Below are 13,281 nucleotides of genomic sequence, written 5' to 3'. Positions count from 1 at the left end.
AGTAAAACTGGCATCAGATTGCATTTCACTAAAAATTTATCACGTGTAAATAAATAATAAATTCAATTAGTTAATTTGTTTTTACGGGAACACTCCAGCGCAGTAATGTTGCCTTTTCGCCAAAACCTACCAATATTTACCTTGTCAGAGAACTTCATCATGATATGATTTTTTTCGTTCGCGATTAGCCTACCTTTGATTGTCATGACCATTACCAATTTAAGGAAAAAAGCATGGTTTCATTAACGAAGAACCAGACGGTATCACTCAGCAAACAATCTTCGGCACTCAGTCAGCTTCAGTTTGGTCTCGGTTGGGATCCGATTAAGAAAAAGGGCCTGTTCGGCGGGCTGTTTAGCGGCAGCGACTCTATCGATCTCGATGCGGGCTGCGTATTGATGGACAGCTCCGGCAATACCATCGACACCATCTGGTTTCGCAAACTGACCTCCAGCTGCGGCTCCGTCGTCCACAGCGGTGACAACCTCACCGGGGAAGGCGATGGCGATGATGAGGTCATCACCGTTAATCTCACCCGGTTACCTGGCAACGTTGAATACCTCGCTTTCACGGTAAACAGCTTCCGTGGCCAGACCTTTAATGACGTTGAAAATGCTTTCTGCCGCGTGGTCGATCAGTCTGGCAAAGAGCTTGCCCGCTACAAACTGACCGAGCAGGGCTCCCACACCGGTATTGTTATCTCCTCGCTGCGCCGTAACGGCGGTAACTGGGACTTTACGGCCCACGGTCACGCCTGCCGCGGTCGTACCATTGACGATATGCATACTGATATCGTCGCAACGGTCGTACGCTAATGAACCTGACGCCGGGGGGCAATGCCCCCGTTCCAGCACAAGAGCTTCGGGTTCGCGTCACCTCTGGCGGCGCGGTTGATGCCTCAGCATTTCGCCTCTATGCCAGCGGTAAGGTGCAGGGCGATGCGGATATGGTCTTCTACGGCCAGCCGCGCAACGACGACGGCTCAATCAGCCTCGCCAGCGAAGGCCAGTACTCCACCTTTACTGTGGCGCTTAATCGCCTGAAGCCTGATGTTCAGAAGGTCGCTTTTACCGTGACCTGTGACGGCGGGCAGACAGTTGCCGGGCTGCGCACGCTGACTATTGATGTAGAGCAGGGCGCAACCAGCTTGGTGAGCGGCGTTGTCGATGTCAATGGTCGTCAGGAAGCCGCGCTGATCCTGGGCGAATTCTATCGCCGTAACGACGAGTGGAAATTCCGCTTTGTCGCGCAGGGTTTTAACGGCGGCCTGAAACCGCTGGCAGAGCATTTCGGTGTCAACATCGCCGACGATCCTGCGCCAGCGCCAGTTTCGCCACCACCCGCACCGCCTGTGGCGCCTCCGGCTCCGCCGAAAGAGAGCAAAATCAGCCTGAGCAAAGTGTCGCTCACCAAAGAGAAACCGGCGATCAGCCTGACCAAACGGGATAACTTTGGCGAGATCCGCATTAACCTCAACTGGCACCGTGGCAACGGAAAATCGGGCCTGGCCGGCATTTTCGGCGCGAAGGGCATCGATCTCGATCTTGGCGCGTTTGTTGAGCTGCAGGATGGCTATAAGTCGGTTATCCAGGCGCTCGGTAACGCCTTCGGGAACTATCAGGGCGAGCCGTACGTTCAGTTGCAGGGCGACGATCGTACCGGTGAAGTGTCGGATGGCGAGTGGTTACACATTAATGGCCGTGAATGGAAGCAGATCCGTGAAGTCCTGATCTACGCTTTTATCTACCAGGGCGTGCCGAGCTGGGATAAGACGGATGGTGTTGTCACGATCCATATGCCGGATCAACCGCCCATCGAGACACGTCTTACCGAAGGTGAAAACCGCCAAACGCTGTGCGCTATCGCCAGGCTGGTAAACGAAAACGGTGCAATCAAAGTCGAGCGAATTAACCAGTACTTCAAAGGCCAGGATGAGATGGACCGGGCATTTGGCTGGGGGTTTCGCTGGAGTGCCGGCTCTAAATAACACAGCAATAAAGGACACCACTATGAGTTTTTTTGACAAAGTAAAAGGCGCCATCAACTCCAGTCGTGATGAACTGACCCGACAGGTTGGCCGTTTCAAAAACAAAAAATTTATGCAGGGCACCGTGGCAGTATGCGCGCGGATCGCCGTCTCTAGCGACGGCGTAAGCTCTGAAGAGAAGCAGAAGATGATGGGCTTTCTGCGCTCTTCCGAAGAACTGAAAGTTTTCGATACCAATGAGGTGATCGAGTTCTTTAACAAACTGGTCTCGAGCTTTGATTTCGATATCGAAATCGGTAAAGGCGAAACCATGAAATACATCCTGGCGTTAAAAGACCAACCGGAAGCAGCGCAGCTGGCTCTGCGTGTTGGTATTGCTGTTGCGAAGAGTGACGGCAACTTTGACCAGGATGAGAAAACTGCCGTGCGCGAAATTGCTCTCGCGCTGGGCTTCGACCCGGCTGAATTTGGCCTCTGATCTGCATCCCTAAGGGTAAATTATGGTTTCAACACACATCGGTTTTCCGACTGAAACAGTTATTGTTTTTATCGCGCTCTCAGTCGGTGCCATCTTTATTGACTTGTTTATGCACCGTGACGACAAGCCAATATCCCTGAAGAGTGCCGCGCTCTGGTCGCTCTTCTGGGTTGCGGTTGCGATGGCATTTGCCGGTTTCCTCTATATTCATCACGGCGCGGAAGTCGCCAGCCTGTTTGTGACCGGTTACGCGCTGGAGAAAGTGCTCTCCGTCGATAACCTGTTCGTGATGATGGCCATCTTCTCCTGGTTCGCCGTGCCGGATCGTTACCGTCACCGCGTGCTTTACTGGGGTGTAATTGGTGCCATCGTGTTCAGGGGTATTTTCGTTGCGATCGGTACCAGCCTGCTGAGCCTTGGTCCATACGTTGAAGTGGTTTTCGCCATTATTGTGGCCTGGACTGCGGTGATGATGCTGAAAAGCGGCGACGACGATGATGAAATCGAGGACTACTCCCAGCATCTGGCGTACCGCATGGTGAAACGCTTCTTCCCGATCTGGCCAAAGCTGAAGGGTCATGCCTTCCTGCTTAATCAGAAGGAAGTGGATGCGGAACTGGCAAAACCAGAAAACAGTGATGTGACCATCGGCCGCGGTAAGAAAGCCGCCCTGTATGCAACACCGCTGTTCCTGTGTGTGGCCGTCGTTGAACTTTCGGATGTTATGTTTGCATTCGACTCTGTCCCGGCCATTATTGCTGTTAGCCGTGAACCGCTGATTGTTTATAGCGCCATGATGTTTGCTATCCTCGGCCTGCGTACGCTCTACTTCGTGCTCGAAGCGCTGAAGCAGTACCTGGTTCATCTGGAGAAGGCGGTTATCGTTCTGCTGTTCTTTATCGCAGCGAAGCTTGGCCTTAATGCCACCGACCACATCTGGCACCATGGCTACAGCATTTCGGCGACGACCAGCCTGTATGTTGTACTGGGTGTGTTGGCGCTGGGCATTATCGCCAGCGTGATGTTCCCGGCGAAACCCGATTCAGAGGAAAAGGGGAGTTAATCCCCTCACGTATTACGCTAAATCCATAACAATTTGAGAGGTTATTTTATGAGTGTTTCTCTTTCCAAAGGTGGGAACGTATCCCTGAGTAAAGCCGCGCCGTCAATGAAAAATGTCCTGGTGGGCCTTGGCTGGGATGCGCGCTCGACTGATGGTCAGGACTTTGACCTGGATGCGTCAGCTTTTCTGCTGGCCGCTAACGGCAAAGTGCGCGGTGACGCCGATTTCATTTTTTATAACAACTTAACCTCTTCTGACGGCTCCGTAACCCATACCGGTGATAACCGCACCGGTGAGGGCGACGGTGATGATGAATCGCTGAAAATCAAACTGGATGCGGTGCCGTCTGACGTCGACAAAATCATCTTCGTAGTGACAATTCATGACGCGCAGGCGCGCCGCCAGAGCTTCGGACAGGTTTCCGGCGCGTTCATTCGCCTGGTTAATGATGATAACCAGACTGAAGTGGCGCGCTACGATCTGACTGAAGATGCCTCAACCGAAACCGCGATGCTGTTTGGTGAACTCTATCGTCACAATGGCGAGTGGAAATTCCGCGCGGTCGGCCAGGGTTATGCTGGTGGCCTGGCATCCGTTTGTGCTCAGTACGGCATCAACGCATCTTGATCTCATACATGGGCTGATTATTCAGCCCAAACACAACTGTTAGCAGGAGCTAAAAATGGCAGTTTCTCTCGTTAAAGGCGGTAACGTATCTCTGACTAAAGAAGCACCTACCATGAATATCGCCATGGTCGGTCTGGGTTGGGATGCACGTGTAACTGACGGTCAGGGTTTCGACCTGGACGCCTCCGTATTCGCAGTTGGTGATGACGGTAAAGTGCTGTCAGACGCCCATTTCATCTTCTTCAACAACAAAACCAGCCCTGACGGCGCAATCGAGCATCAGGGTGACAACCGTACCGGCGAAGGCGACGGCGACGATGAGCAGGTCAAAATCGATCTGACCAAAGTCTCTGCTGACATCAAAAAACTGGTATTCGCAGTAACCATCTATGAAGCCGAAGCGCGTAAACAGAACTTCGGTATGGTGAGCAACAGCTTCATGCGCGTTTACAACAACGACAACGGTACTGAAATTGCTCGCTTCGATCTCTCTGAAGATGCGTCTACTGAAACTGCAATGATCTTCGGCGAACTCTATCGCCACGGCGCAGAGTGGAAATTCAAAGCCGTTGGGCAGGGCTTCGCGGGCGGTCTGGCTGCGCTTGCTTCCCAACACGGCGTTAATATCTAAACGCTATAAAAATATAAAACCCCGGAGAGTAAGCCGGGGTTTTTATTTGCTTCTTATATTTAAAGCGTTGCCGCGTTTACAATTTTTATGGCTATTGTGGCATCCGCGCTATCACTTCCTTAACGACGCAAAAGAGATGAATCCGCTTCAGCGCTTCAGGCATACCCGCATGTCTGAGGGCAGGGAGCAGGGTTATTGATAAGGACAACACGTATGAGATTACAACCGGGACAAAACACGCCGCTGGCGGAGAACCTCATCACCCTGAACCTCAACTACACGGGACGGGCAGGGTTTAAGAGCGAAGTCGATACCTGTCTGTTTATGCTCAATGCCGGGGGAAAAGTGAGCGGCGATGCCGACTTTATCTTCTTCAATAATCTCACCTCTGCGGAGGGCGCGGTCAAACTGGCGCTCGGGCAGCAGCAATCCAGCGTAACGATCGCGCTCGATCGTGTTCCCGCCAGCGTCAGCAAGATTAGCATCACGGTCGTCATTGACGGCAGCGAAAGCATTGATGCACTGAGCCAGTTAAGCATTGAGGCTCGGGGCATTGCGGATTTTCACGTTGAAACCGCAGGGCGCAGCGAAAAAGCGATCATTCTGGCGGAAGTCTATCGCCACAATAGCGCCTGGAAATTACGTGCAATGGGGCAGGGCTTTAACGGCGGGCTTGAACCATTAGCCGTCAGCTATGGTGTGGATGTTGCTCAGCCTGCCGCGCAGCCTTCAACGCCGGCACCGACGCGCATAAGCCTCGAGAAAAAGCTGGAAGATAAATCGCCGCGGCTGGTTAGCCTGGCGAAGAAAGCCACGGTCAGCCTGACGAAGAATAAACTGGATACGCTGCAGGCAAGCGTTGCGTTTGTTCTTGATGCTTCCGGCTCAATGAGCGGGCAATTTAACAAAGGTAACGTCCAGGCTGTACTCGATCGCATCGCGGTGCTTGCCGTTCAGTTTGATGATGACGGCGAGATGGATCTGTGGGCGTTCGGCAAGAAACATAAAAAATACCCGAACGTCACGCTGGATAATCTTGACGATTACATCGAGACAATACGCAAGAACGGCAAGCGTACGATGTTTGAGATCCTGCCGGGGCTGGGCGGTGTGAATAATGAGCCGCCGGTGATGGAAGAGATCGTCGATTACTTCAAAGAGTCCAAACTGCCGGTTTACGTGGTCTTCATTACCGATGGCGGCATCAGCAAGACGCGTGAGATTAAAGAGGCGATTCGTCGCTCCGCAAACTATCCGATCTTCTGGAAGTTCGTCGGCCTTGGCGGGTCGAACTATGGCATTCTCGAAAACCTTGATGACTTTACCGATCGCCGGGTAGATAACACCGATTTCTTTGCGATGGATGATTTCGGCACCATGAGTGACGAAAAACTCTATGACAACTTGTTGGAAGAGTTCAGGCCCTGGATCGATGAGACCAGGAAGATGGGGATTCTCTGACAATACGCATAAAAGAGCCGGGGATCCTCCCGGCTTTTTTTATGGTGATAACGGTGAAGCGGTTTCTGCAAAGAGAAGCCGCTTTGATCGCAATGGAGTATGGAACGCGTAACCAGTCGGCTGATATGAGGTTTGCCTCAATGCCGACCGGTAGTATGGGTAGAGCAGGGAATAACACGGCCAGGGCGCGAAGGCTGAGACAACAAAGAGTCTGGATGGATAACCAAATATGTCATTTAACTAAGAGAGTAATGATTATCTGACGCTGCTGTTACTTGCGTTGCCGCGCCGGAAGAGGAAGGGCGCCGCCCGCGGGCGGCGCTGGCATCCTATGCCGGGGTCAGCCGGTGACTTTCAGACAGCAGATTGTGGATCTCGTCTGCTGTGAGGGGACCGTCCAGGATTACGCTCACCCAGTGCTCTTTATTCATATGCCAAGCGGGCAGAATGCCTTCTTTCCTGCGAAGCGACCCGATGTGTTCAGGTCTGACCTTCACGTCCAGTACATCAACGTCATCATGGGTATTAAGACCCAGCTTTGTTCCGGGCACGTTCATGACCAGACCAAACCATTTTTTGCCACCGTGATGGCGCAGCACTGCATAGTGCGGCAGGTTACTCCATAAATATTCAGGTTCAGATTTAAAGTGTTCGCGGGCATATCTGAACAGGCTTTCTCTTTTCATCTCTTCCTCCCGGAGTGACCGGTTTATGATTTCTGAGAATGCAGCGTTTTGCACGTTAAACGTTCATGCGTCGCTCCTGTGATAAACGGGATGCAGCCTAGCCGACGCGCTGACGGCGCTACGGGGAATGTCATCCGGTTTTACGTCAGAAAGAACATTCTGAACGCGTCTGCCAGCTCATCCGGGAACTGCTCCGGTATGTAGTGCCCGCCACCTTCATAGATGACCGACCGGACGTCACCGGCGATTTTATACAGCTCGCGCTGTACCATTTCGCCGCACGCCAGTTCGCCGGCAAAGGCCAGTACGGGAAGGTTCAGCCCGCGTTCGGCATGACTGCGGTACTGGGGGATGGAGCAATCGATACCGCGGTAGTAATCGAAGCTGCCTTTAAGTGCCCCTGGTACTCTACGTAGCATCTCAATATAAAAGTCGCGTGCGTGACGGGGCATGGCGCCCGGCGGGCCAGCCTTTTGATCCATCTGCGTTCCGAAGTAGATTTCTTCGCGACCTTCAACAAGGCGCTCATTGACGCCGTCAATACGGTTAAACATGTGATGCCATAAAAAGGTATTGGTCTGTCCGTCGTCGCAGACGATGGGTGGTGATTCAAACACGCCCGGAATAAAGGCCTCGCCCAGGGCTACCTTGCGCACGCGCCCGGGGCCGTGGCCGCCATGGCGAAGGCGATCCACATCCCTACGTCATGGCCTGCAAGGTAAAAATCAGCGAAACCTAGCCGGTCCATCAGGGCAAACAAATCTGCTGCCGGCGTGTCGGCGTCATACCCGTCGCAGGGCTTGTCTGAGAGACCGGTGCCGCGTGGATCGACGGCAATAACGGTGAAATTCTGGCTCAACGGCAGCATCATCCGGCTCCAGGTGTACCAGTTCTGTGGCCAGCCAGGAACAAGCAGAAGGGCTGGCCCGCGTCCCCCCACCACCGCGTGAAGACCAACGGATCCGGTGTCGACATAAATACTGCGAAACGTCTGGCCAAAGCCGGCTTCCAGCCAGGGCACGCCCGTGACCGAGCCAAAGCCGCTCAGGGAAGGAAACTGCGTAAGATCGGATATGGACATAAATAATTTCCTGCATGATCGGCCTGTCACTGAGTGGACCCAGGCCGGTGTTGCGTGCGGCTCTCCACGTAGTCATGGAGGCCGCAGGGTAAGCGAATGAAGTGAATGTGACTGAATCAGCTGGCGATCCAGCCGCCGTCAACGTGGATCACCTCACCGTTAATGTAGGACGCACCTTCGCTGGCGAGAAAATGAATGGTGGCTGCCACTTCTGATGGCTGACCAGTGCGACGGGCAGGCACGACGGTCTCAAGAAACTGCGCGTTGGATTCGCTGTTGTCGCCACCTGAATCCTGGCCGGCCAGGTCGCCGAGAATTTCTCCTGAGGTGGCCAGAATATCGGTTTCAATGACGCCCGGCGCGACCGTGTTTGCGGTGATACCGTATTTTCCCAGGTCAACGGCGAGACGGCGGGTCATCCCTTCCAGGCCAGCTTTGGAGGTGTCATAGGAAAGGCCATCCGGTGAGGTTCGCGTGGCGGCAATGGAGCTGATGGTGATGATCCTGCCCGACTTCTGGCGAACCATCGCCTCCGAGGCTGGCTTAATAATGTTGAACGCGCCGGTCAGGTTCGTTTCGATGATTTTGTGCCAGAGTTCGTATGAGGTTTCCTCAATACCGGCCAGCCCGTCGAAAATACCGGCGTTGCTTACCAGCACGTCAACCGAACCAAACTCTTTTTCAATACCTTCTACCGTTTCACGAACACGATGCGCATCAGTGACGTCTACCTGGTAGATTTTGACCGTTTTCAGCTCTGCAGCGACGTCATCGAGCCGCTCCTGTGACAGGTCAAACAGGTGAACGCGATCCCCTGACTCTGAAAATGCCCGTGCCGCTGCCGCGCCAATACCGCTCCCGGCGCCGGTAATGATGATGTTACGTTCTGAATGGGACATAGCACTCTCCTTGAGTCGTCTGAATGAAAAAAAAGTATAGGAATGGCTTCCGGGGAAGAAAATGCGTCAAAATGCAGTTCAGAAGTGAAGGTTTGTCATGAATTAACTGTCTGTTGCTATAGTCTGTGCGGACAACTTTTACGGATCGGGTTTACAGATGAATATTTTCAACGGCATTGAAGCCTTCATACAGGTAGCAGAAAAGGGGAGCTTTGCAGGTGCCGCGCGCCAGCTGAACCTTTCACCGTCTGCGGTCAGCAAACTGGTCGCGCGCACTGAAGATGCTTTGGGTACCGTGCTGTTCAACCGCAACACGCGCAGCCTGAGCCTGACGCCGGAAGGCCAGCTTTTCCTGAAAAGAGGCCGGGTAATCCTGAGTGAAATGGCTGCGGCCAGGGCGGATATTGCAGCAGCAGCCGGCACGCCGCGCGGTCAGCTGAAAATCAGCATGCCGAATATCACCTCTTTTTTTCTGCCGCTGATTTGCGGTTTCCAGGAGGCGTATCCCGAAATCGATCTGGAGCTGGATTTCAGCGATCGTGTCGTTGACGTGATTGATGAAGGTTTTGACGTGGTATTTCGCGTGGGGCAGTTGTCTGACTCAAGGCTAACCTCCCGGCAGGTTGCCCGTATCAATATGCAGCTAGTAGCGTCACCGGCGTATGTGGCGAAAAATGGTCTGCCCGACTCGGTCGAAAGCCTTACGCACCATCACTGCATCCAGTATCGCTATCCCACCACGGGACGGCTGGAAGCCTGGCCCATTCCTGAGGAGTACAGAGGAAGCCTGAGTTTTTCAAAACGGCTGGTATGTAACAGTGCCGACGCCCGATTAGGTCTGGCGCTCCAGGGACACGGAATTGCTCTAATGCCCGACCTGCTGTCCGCGCCTTATCTCGGCTCAGGCGATCTGGTCGTGGTTCTGGGGGAGTCGGTGCAAAAAGAGTATCAGCTGCACTTGCTTTGGCCCACGAACAAGCATGCCATGCCGCGCCTGCGTGAATTCGTCGACTATTTCCACCATCACCTTTCCTGAACGCGCGGGAGGAATCAACGGCCCGGCTTCGCCCGGTTCACTCGCAGCGTGATAGACCAGCGCGGATACTTCACCGGGGGTACGGCGTGCTGCCATCCCCAGCGGGCCTCGCCGTCGAGCTTATAAATCGAGCGGGGCATTACTTCAAGGCTGACCGCCCGGCGGCTTGTCAGCACGTCGGGCGGCCAGGGCCTGAAGCGGATCGTTGCCGGGTTGCCCAAGGAAATACCGACGATGGTTTCATAGACCGGGACATCGCGGTGCCATCCCAGTTGCGTGCCGGGCAGGTATTCAGTGACGAGCAGATGAGAAATCGCCCCGTGCTCAATCCTCAGCCAGTCGGCGACGCGGTTTCGCAGCGGAACCAGACGTGCATCAAGCGCCGGACTGGACTTGACGGTATGCGTGTTGAAATCGTAAAGCCCGCCGAAGCTGAGAATGCGGACTTTTGATTCATACTCTTTATACCGTGCAGGCATGAGAGGCAGCGTGGCGATAATCTCCAGCAGGCCTTTCTCTTCTTCCGGGGTGAGAAAATCGGCCTGATAAATCAGCCCCGGGATGGAGGGCAGCGCTTCGTCTGCAAACAAATCAAACTGCATGTATCCTCCGAAACCATCACTAAACCTGACCGGTATTACTCGTCAGGATCGCCATTCCTTTTTTTTAGTCTGGCCGCCAGCCAGGGCGCAGTGAGGCTGTGTTTACTGCGGCTGACCTCTTCCGGCGTGCCGGCCGCAATAATACGTCCGCCGTTTTCGCCCGAGCCGGGACCGAGATCGAGAACCCAGTCGGCTTCTGCGGCAATGCGCATATCGTGCTCCGCCATGACCACCGTATCGCCGCGCTGAACCAACCTGTCGAGAACCCGCATCAGCTTGTCCATATCCGCCGGATGCAGCCCCGTGGAGGGCTCGTCCAGCAGATAGAGCGTTTTACCCCGCTGTACGCGCTGCAGTTCCCAGGCGAGCTTAATGCGCTGGCATTCGCCACCGGACAGTTCGGTGGCGGGCTGACCCAGCTTCAGATAGCCGAGACCGAGCGAGGCAAGCGCGGCCAGGGAGCGCTGGATGGTGTCATTATTTCTGAACACCTCAACGGCTTCGTCGACGGTGAGATCCAGCACGTCCGCTATCGTTCTGTTATGCCAGCGGACCTCAAGGGTTTCCTCATTGTAGCGCCGTCCGCCGCAGGCAGAGCAGGGCGCGCTTGCCTGAGGCATAAACATCAGTTCGATAGTGATCTGTCCCTGTCCTTCACAGGCGCGGCAGCGGCCGGCGGGCAGGTTGAAGGAAAAGCGGCTGGCGTCAAAATTCCGTTTTTTCGCCTCGTCGGTATCGGCAAATAGCTTGCGCACGGTATCAAAGAAGCCGGTATAGGTCGCCAGGTTAGAGCGCGGCGTGCGCCCGATGGGTTTCTGGTCGATGCGAACCAGACGTTTCAGGGAGGTCCCGCCTGCCGTGATCTTACCCTGTACCTCCGGCACCAGGCTGCCTTCCTCTGACTCCTCATCCTCCGGGGTTTTGTCTAGTCGCTGAAGCAACGTCGGGAGCACCCGGGCCAGAAGGGTGGACTTGCCCGAGCCGGATACACCGGTGATGGCGGTCATACGTTCAAGAGGGATGCGGACATCCAGCCCGTGAATGTTATTGCAGGTGATTTTCTCAAGCTCGAGCCAGCGCTCGGGAAGTCGACGCCGACGCAGGCCCGGACGGTGTTTGTCGAAGAGGTAGCCTGCGGTAGATGAGCGGGAAATTCGTGCCAGCCCGGAGGGTGCGCCGTTATAAACGATCTCACCACCCAGGCGCCCGGGACCCGGTCCCACCTCCGTGAGCCAGTCGGCTTCGGCGATAACGTCCAGATTATGTTCGACAATAACCAGCGAGTTACCGGCCTCCAGAAGCAGACGCAGGGACTGGAGGAGGGCGCGAACATCTTCCGGATGCAGGCCGGCCGCGGGCTCGTCGAGCACGTAGATCACGCCAAACAGGCGAGAGATAAGCTGCGTGGCCAGTCGGATACGCTGCAGCTCACCGGACGAGAGCATGGTAGTCCGGCGACCGAGAGAGAGGTGGCCGAGGCCCAGCCTTTCGAGCTGGTCGAGGCGGCCGCAGATATCGGCCGTCATCCTGATGACGGCCTCCCGTAGCGCGGCTTCGCCAGGCATATTCAGTGAACGGCCTTCGGCAAAGGGTAAAAGCAATGCCTTCAACTGCGTTATCGTCAGCTCACCCATTTCAGCAATATCGTGGCCCGCAAAGGTATAAGCCAGGGCATTGCGGTTTAGCCGCTTGCCGTGGCATTCGTTGCATGGCGCCACGGTAATGAAGCGGGAGAGGCGTTTTTTCACTGACTCCTTACCGCCCGAATAGCTCTGCAGAAGATATTTTCTGGCACTGGTATAGGTACCGGTATAGGCGGGCTCGGTGCCTGCCGCGATCGCCTCCCGGCGCTGCTCCGCATTCAGCCCCATAAAAATCGGCACTGACGGCTGTTCGTCGGTGAAGAGGATCCATTCCCGATCTTTTTCAGCCAGCGTATTCCACGGGGCATCGATGTCGTAGCCCAGCGAATCAAGAATTGAGCGCAGGTTTTTTGCCTGCCAGCCGTTGGGCCAGGAGGCTATCGCCCCTTCGCGGATGCTAAGCAACCCGTCAGGGACAAGCGCGTCGGCCTTAACTTCATGCACCATGCCCATGCCCTGACAGGCAGGGCAGGCGCCCTGAGGATTATTGGGCGAGAAGGCCTCTGCCGGCAGGAACGGGATGTCGGCGGGATGGAGGCCGGCGCGGGAAAACAGCAGCCTGAGGGTGACGGAGATCCGCGTCAGGCTACCGACCGTTGAGCGTTCCTGCGCGCCGGCCCGGCTCTGCTGCAGGGCTACGGCAGGCGGCAACCCGTCTATGCTGTCCACATCCGGTGCCGAAGCCTGCTCAATCAGGCGCCGCGCGTGCGGCGCGACGGACTCCATAAACCGTCGCTGCGCTTCGGCGTAGAGTGTGTCAAACGCCAGGGAGGATTTACCCGATCCGGATATCCCGGTAAAAACCACCATGGCATCACGGGGAAATGTGAACGAAACGTCCCGGAGGTTATGCGTCCTGGCTCCATGTACAGTGACGCCGGTACGGATATCTTCAGGCTGTGCATTTATGCTTTGTGATGGTTTTTCTGATGACATTGGTTCCCCTGATAATGCGTCAGTCTGCCGATATTATTGGTTTCGCCTTTCACGTAAGAGCTCCGCTCTGACTGAAAAGGGCCGGACAGACGGCATGAGAAAAGAACTTCAAGGTTAGTCCCGGGACGCGTATTGGACAATTGCCGGTTTC

The 13,281-nt window shown here is 55.1% G+C and carries 14 protein-coding genes; 8 read left to right on the top strand and 6 right to left on the bottom strand.

The genetic code is table 11. From position 1 onward, the window contains the following. Positions 1-233 precede the first annotated feature (233 nt). The 7 genes from BWI95_RS16355 (at position 234) to BWI95_RS16325 (ending at position 6,247) form a co-directional block, all read left to right on the top strand. Positions 234-815: a TerD family protein gene (locus BWI95_RS16355; RefSeq protein WP_054804155.1), complete on the top strand. Its 582-nt coding sequence runs from the start codon at positions 234-236 to the stop codon at positions 813-815. Then, on the top strand, positions 815-1,987 hold the full coding sequence (locus tag BWI95_RS16350; RefSeq protein ID WP_054804154.1) for a TerD family protein: 1,173 nt from the start codon (positions 815-817) through the stop codon (positions 1,985-1,987). The genes BWI95_RS16355 and BWI95_RS16350 overlap by 1 nt, the downstream gene beginning before the upstream one ends. Before the next feature lie 22 nt (positions 1,988-2,009). Next, the gene (locus BWI95_RS16345; protein WP_042715814.1) at positions 2,010-2,465 is read left to right on the top strand and encodes a tellurite resistance TerB family protein; all 456 of its coding nucleotides are present in this window, start codon (positions 2,010-2,012) and stop codon (positions 2,463-2,465) included. Between the two features lie 22 nt (positions 2,466-2,487). Beyond that, complete coding sequence (terC, locus tag BWI95_RS16340; RefSeq protein WP_023478822.1) at positions 2,488-3,528, top strand: tellurium resistance membrane protein TerC; 1,041 nt, start codon at positions 2,488-2,490, stop codon at positions 3,526-3,528. Between the two features lie 48 nt (positions 3,529-3,576). After that, on the top strand, positions 3,577-4,155 hold the full coding sequence (terD, locus tag BWI95_RS16335; protein WP_000116676.1) for a tellurium resistance membrane protein TerD: 579 nt from the start codon (positions 3,577-3,579) through the stop codon (positions 4,153-4,155). A 55-nt stretch (positions 4,156-4,210) separates the two neighbouring features. Further along, positions 4,211-4,786, top strand: coding sequence for a TerD family protein (locus BWI95_RS16330; protein ID WP_023478842.1), 576 nt, complete (start codon positions 4,211-4,213; stop codon positions 4,784-4,786). 213 nt (positions 4,787-4,999) lie between these two features. Beyond that, on the top strand, positions 5,000-6,247 hold the full coding sequence (locus BWI95_RS16325) for a vWA domain-containing protein (protein ID WP_076769844.1): 1,248 nt from the start codon (positions 5,000-5,002) through the stop codon (positions 6,245-6,247). Positions 6,248-6,576: 329 nt separating this feature from the next. On the opposite strand, the gene BWI95_RS16315 is transcribed toward BWI95_RS16325, so the two are convergent. The 4 genes from BWI95_RS16315 to BWI95_RS16305 all read right to left on the bottom strand — a co-directional run bounded on the left by BWI95_RS16315 (position 6,577) and on the right by BWI95_RS16305 (position 8,913). After that, entirely contained in the window at positions 6,577-6,933 is a 357-nt protein-coding gene (locus tag BWI95_RS16315) for an MmcQ/YjbR family DNA-binding protein (RefSeq protein WP_076769843.1), read from the bottom strand. A 140-nt stretch (positions 6,934-7,073) separates the two neighbouring features. Continuing rightward, the gene (locus BWI95_RS23630; protein WP_208864601.1) at positions 7,074-7,589 is read right to left on the bottom strand and encodes an alpha/beta fold hydrolase; all 516 of its coding nucleotides are present in this window, start codon (positions 7,587-7,589) and stop codon (positions 7,074-7,076) included. After that, the gene (locus tag BWI95_RS23625; protein WP_208864600.1) at positions 7,577-8,014 is read right to left on the bottom strand and encodes an alpha/beta fold hydrolase; all 438 of its coding nucleotides are present in this window, start codon (positions 8,012-8,014) and stop codon (positions 7,577-7,579) included. Before BWI95_RS23625 ends, BWI95_RS23630 begins: the two co-directional genes overlap by 13 nt. Positions 8,015-8,130: 116 nt before the next feature. Beyond that, entirely contained in the window at positions 8,131-8,913 is a 783-nt protein-coding gene (locus BWI95_RS16305; RefSeq protein WP_076769842.1) for an SDR family NAD(P)-dependent oxidoreductase, read from the bottom strand. A 157-nt stretch (positions 8,914-9,070) separates the two neighbouring features. Between BWI95_RS16305 and BWI95_RS16300 the strand changes: the two genes are divergently transcribed. After that, positions 9,071-9,949: a LysR family transcriptional regulator gene (locus BWI95_RS16300; protein WP_076769841.1), complete on the top strand. Its 879-nt coding sequence runs from the start codon at positions 9,071-9,073 to the stop codon at positions 9,947-9,949. 14 nt (positions 9,950-9,963) lie between these two features. Here the strand turns inward: BWI95_RS16300 and BWI95_RS16295 are convergent, their stop codons facing one another. Then, positions 9,964-10,551, bottom strand: a complete 588-nt coding sequence (locus BWI95_RS16295) for an alpha-ketoglutarate-dependent dioxygenase AlkB (RefSeq protein WP_023478845.1) — start codon at positions 10,549-10,551, stop codon at positions 9,964-9,966. 35 nt (positions 10,552-10,586) lie between these two features. After that, a complete protein-coding gene (locus BWI95_RS16290; RefSeq protein WP_156884950.1) occupies positions 10,587-13,004 on the bottom strand; it encodes an excinuclease ABC subunit UvrA in 2,418 nt (805 codons plus the stop codon). Between the last annotated feature and the right edge of the window lie 277 nt (positions 13,005-13,281).

Source organism: Kosakonia cowanii JCM 10956 = DSM 18146 (genome assembly GCF_001975225.1).
GTDB classification, from domain to species: domain Bacteria; phylum Pseudomonadota; class Gammaproteobacteria; order Enterobacterales; family Enterobacteriaceae; genus Kosakonia; species Kosakonia cowanii.
This window is presented reverse-complemented; position numbering and strand designations above follow the sequence as displayed.

Bases quoted from the DNA above. Each gene is read 5' to 3' on its own strand.
- BWI95_RS16355 (WP_054804155.1), top strand. From the start codon at position 234: ATGGTTTCATTAACGAAGAACCAGACGGTATCACTCAGCAAACAATCT.
- BWI95_RS16350 (WP_054804154.1), top strand. From the start codon at position 815: ATGAACCTGACGCCGGGGGGCAATGCCCCCGTTCCAGCACAAGAGCTT.
- BWI95_RS16345 (WP_042715814.1), top strand. From the start codon at position 2,010: ATGAGTTTTTTTGACAAAGTAAAAGGCGCCATCAACTCCAGTCGTGAT.
- terC (WP_023478822.1), top strand. From the start codon at position 2,488: ATGGTTTCAACACACATCGGTTTTCCGACTGAAACAGTTATTGTTTTT.
- terD (WP_000116676.1), top strand. From the start codon at position 3,577: ATGAGTGTTTCTCTTTCCAAAGGTGGGAACGTATCCCTGAGTAAAGCC.
- BWI95_RS16330 (WP_023478842.1), top strand. From the start codon at position 4,211: ATGGCAGTTTCTCTCGTTAAAGGCGGTAACGTATCTCTGACTAAAGAA.
- BWI95_RS16325 (WP_076769844.1), top strand. From the start codon at position 5,000: ATGAGATTACAACCGGGACAAAACACGCCGCTGGCGGAGAACCTCATC.
- BWI95_RS16315 (WP_076769843.1), bottom strand. From the start codon at position 6,933: ATGAAAAGAGAAAGCCTGTTCAGATATGCCCGCGAACACTTTAAATCT.
- BWI95_RS23625 (WP_208864600.1), bottom strand. From the start codon at position 8,014: ATGTCCATATCCGATCTTACGCAGTTTCCTTCCCTGAGCGGCTTTGGC.
- BWI95_RS16305 (WP_076769842.1), bottom strand. From the start codon at position 8,913: ATGTCCCATTCAGAACGTAACATCATCATTACCGGCGCCGGGAGCGGT.
- BWI95_RS16300 (WP_076769841.1), top strand. From the start codon at position 9,071: ATGAATATTTTCAACGGCATTGAAGCCTTCATACAGGTAGCAGAAAAG.
- BWI95_RS16295 (WP_023478845.1), bottom strand. From the start codon at position 10,551: ATGCAGTTTGATTTGTTTGCAGACGAAGCGCTGCCCTCCATCCCGGGG.
- BWI95_RS16290 (WP_156884950.1), bottom strand. From the start codon at position 13,004: ATGGTGGTTTTTACCGGGATATCCGGATCGGGTAAATCCTCCCTGGCG.